The 3,484-nt window shown below is 36.7% G+C and carries 4 protein-coding genes; all 4 read left to right on the forward strand.

Annotation, left to right across the window (positions count from 1 at the left end):
- Positions 1 to 184 precede the first annotated feature (184 nt).
- On the forward strand, positions 185 to 322 hold the full coding sequence (locus CI949_RS18640) for an LDCC motif putative metal-binding protein (protein ID WP_290769179.1): 138 nt from the start codon (positions 185 to 187) through the stop codon (positions 320 to 322).
- Positions 323 to 380: 58 nt separating this feature from the next.
- Positions 381 to 2,867 carry a heavy metal translocating P-type ATPase gene (locus CI949_RS18645; RefSeq protein WP_290769182.1) on the forward strand — a complete coding sequence of 829 codons (2,487 nt, stop codon included), beginning with the start codon at positions 381 to 383 and terminating at the stop codon, positions 2,865 to 2,867.
- A gap of 54 nt (positions 2,868 to 2,921) precedes the next feature.
- Positions 2,922 to 3,197 carry a metal-sensitive transcriptional regulator gene (locus CI949_RS18650; RefSeq protein WP_290769184.1) on the forward strand — a complete coding sequence of 92 codons (276 nt, stop codon included), beginning with the start codon at positions 2,922 to 2,924 and terminating at the stop codon, positions 3,195 to 3,197.
- A gap of 101 nt (positions 3,198 to 3,298) precedes the next feature.
- Positions 3,299 to 3,484 (forward strand): helix-turn-helix transcriptional regulator (locus tag CI949_RS18655; RefSeq protein WP_290769186.1); only part of this gene is annotated, 186 nt, incomplete at its 3' end.

Consider the following 3,484-nt stretch of genomic DNA (forward strand, 5'->3'; position numbering starts at 1 on the left):
TAAATAAACTATTTAATTCTTATTTTGAAAATATCTCTTCGCTTCAACCGAAAATCAAAAGAGTAATTAATCGAAACTAAATTATTAAATGATATATAGCAGAGTTGTATAAGACTGCTTTTAGGTTTAAATTTAGAATAAATTTTAATACTAGAATTAATATACACTCTGAGGAGGATAGCAGATGGCTCAGAATAAAAACAAGAAAAGCTGGTGGCAAAAATTTGTTGATAAAATGGCTGCAGCTAATGAAAAGCAGTATGGAGATGATGTTCCTGACTGCTGTGGCGATGGAAAAACAAAAAAAGAAAATGGAAAATAGATTTTATTAATTGGATAATATTTTGAAAAATTCATATATTTAATGGAGGTGCAGAATAATGGCGAGTAAGAAAATAACTTTAAAAATACAGGATATGAGCTGTGCTAGTTGTGCTCAAACAGTAGAAAAATCTTTAAACAAAGCTGAAGGAGTAAGTGAGGCACAGGTCAACTTTGCAGCTAAAAAAGCATATGTAACTTTTGATCCGAAGCAAAGCAGCAGAGATAAGCTGATTGAAGTTGTTGAAAACAGTGGTTATGGTGTTAAAGAAGAAAAGGCAAAGACTTCTTTTAAAGTAGGTGGAATGACCTGTGCCAGCTGTTCATCAGCAGTAGAAAAGGCTCTAAATAAAAGTGAAGGTGTTTATCAAGCCAATGTTAATATTGCAACTGAAAAAGGTAGTGTAGAATACAATCCAGAGCTTTTAAGCAAAAATGACTTTAGAGAAATTGTTAAGAATTCTGGTTATGAATTGCTCAGTTTTGAAGATGAAGAAAAAGAAAAAATTAGTGAGAGTTCTGAGGATGAACTGAGTGATGACATGAAAAAAGTTAAGGAAGCAAAGAAAAAAATGTGGGGTACCTGGGCTTTTACAATTCCGATTATGCTCTGGATGATTCCAGAGATGTTCTTTGGTATTGCCTGGCCTAATATGCAGATTTTTAATTTAGGAATGATTGTTTTAGCAATTCCTCCACTTTTTGTTTTTGGACGCAAAACTTTTATCACTGCCTATAGAGCAGTCAGCCACGGCAGTGCCAATATGGATGTCTTAATTGCAATGGGTACTGGTGCGGCCTTTATAACCGGACCTGCAGTTTTCTTTACTCCGATTGCCAATTATGCTGGAGTTTCGGCAATGATTATGGCTTTTCATTTAACCGGACGTTATATTGAAGAAACAGCCAAAGGTAGAGCTTCACAGGCTATTCGAAAATTACTGGAGCTGGGAGCTAAGACAGCAACAATCATTGAAAACGGGCAAGAAAAAGAAATTTCTATTGAAGATGTGCAGCCCGGAGATATTATGCTGGTTAAACCAGGCGAAAAAATACCCACTGACGGAGAAATAATAGATGGGCAAACAACTGTTGATGAGTCAATGGCAACTGGAGAATCAATGCCTGTTAAGAGAACTGAGGGAGATGAAGTAATTGGTGCTACTGTTAATCAGAATGGATTGATTAAGGTAAAGGCAACTAAAGTTGGTAAAGATACTTTCCTTTCTCAGGTAGTGAAAATGGTGGAGGAAGCTCAGGGAACCAAAGTTCCGATTCAAGAATTTGCTGATAAAATTACAGGAATTTTTGTACCAACAGTTTTGATCATTGCGGTCTCGACCTTTTTATTATGGCTGATCTTTCCAGAGGCTCTGCGGGAAGTTGGATTCTGGGCTCAATCATTTCTGCCCTGGGTTGATCCGACTTTAGGAACATTTACTCTGGCAATTTTTGCAACAATTGCTGTTTTAGTAATCGCCTGCCCCTGTGCTTTAGGTCTGGCAACTCCAACGGCTCTGATGGTGGGAAGTGGAATTGGAGCCGAAAATGGTGTATTGATCCGTAAAGGTGAGGCAATTCAGACTATGAAAGATGTGCACACAATTGTTTTTGATAAAACTGGAACCATTACCAAAGGTAAACCAGAGGTAACAGATATAACTGCAGCCTCAAACAGCAGTGAACAGGAATTACTGCAGTTGGCAGCAAGTGTAGAAGCAGGTTCTGAACATCCGCTGGGAGAAGCAATAGTTAGGGGAGCAAAAGATAGAGATATTGAATTAAAAGAAATTAATAATTTTAATTCTGTTACCGGTAAAGGAGTTAAAGCAGAAGTTGAAGGTAAAGAGGTACTTGTTGGAAGTAGAAAATTAATGGAATCAGCTGGAATTGATTCCTCTGATTTTGAAGACGAATTACAGAGGTTAGAAAATGAAGCTAAAACTGCAATGATGGCTGCAGCTGATGGTAAAATGCTGGGAATAGTTGCTGTAGCAGATGCTTTAAAAGAAGATTCGGTTCAGGCAATTGCTGAACTTAAAAAATTGGGTTTAGAAACAGCCATGATTACCGGTGATAATCAGCGTACAGCTGAGGCAATAGCTAAAGAGGTAGGAATTGATCATGTAGTTGCCGAAGTAATGCCCGATGGCAAAGTAGATAAGGTAAAAGAACTGCAATCTGAATTTGGAGTTATTGCAATGGTTGGTGATGGAATTAATGATGCACCGGCATTAACTCAGGCCAATGTTGGAATTGCTATTGGTACAGGTACAGATATTGCAATTGAATCTTCAGATATCACCCTGGTACGTGGAGATCTATCTTCTGTAATCACAGCAGTCAAACTTTCAAGAGCAACCTTTAAGAAAATCAAGCAAAACTTATTCTGGGCTTTCTTCTATAATCTAATCGCAATTCCGATTGCAATTATGGGATTATTACACCCTGTAATAGCTGAAATGGCAATGGCTACAAGTTCAATCAGTGTTGTTACCAATGCCAATCTTTTAAGAAGAGAAAATGTTCAGGCTGATTATAAATAAAATAGATTAATAATTATCGGATATGATATAATAAAATAGAAGAGGAGTGGTTTGATGAATTCCTTATGTGATTTGGATAAAAAAGAGCTAATAACTCGTTTAAGAAGAATAGAAGGTCAGGTTCGTGGTCTACAGCGAATGGTCGATGAAGAAAAATACTGTGTTGATATCCTGCATCAGATAAATGCTGTTCAGGGTGGACTGAAAGGAGTAAGTCTTAAGATTATGGACAAACATGTTCACGGCTGTGTACAGAGAGCAGTAAAAAATCAAGAAGGTGATGAAGTAATCGATGAATTGATGGAGGTTCTGGCAAAGTTTACTGATTAAAAATCTATTAAAGAGCCATAATTCTTAAAATAGCCTAACATTTTATTCACTATATCGTATTATTCAGATACAGTGATACATTTCAAGATTGGAGGTCAAAAATGTCTTTCTTCACAGGCGAAGAGGGAAAAGAAATTTTAAAAGAGGAATCAGAATTATTGAAGGCGCTTGCTCATCCAGTAAGATTAATTATTGTTAAGGGTTTAATGGTGGAAGAGGGTTGTAATGTTACAGAGATGCAGAAGTGTTTAAATATTCCACAGTCAACACTATCACAGCATTTGTCC

The sequence above is a fragment of the Halanaerobium sp. genome, from assembly GCF_003070835.1.

Bases quoted from the DNA above. Each gene is read 5' to 3' on its own strand.
- CI949_RS18640 (WP_290769179.1), top strand. From the start codon at position 185: ATGGCTCAGAATAAAAACAAGAAAAGCTGGTGGCAAAAATTTGTTGAT.
- CI949_RS18645 (WP_290769182.1), top strand. From the start codon at position 381: ATGGCGAGTAAGAAAATAACTTTAAAAATACAGGATATGAGCTGTGCT.
- CI949_RS18650 (WP_290769184.1), top strand. From the start codon at position 2,922: ATGAATTCCTTATGTGATTTGGATAAAAAAGAGCTAATAACTCGTTTA.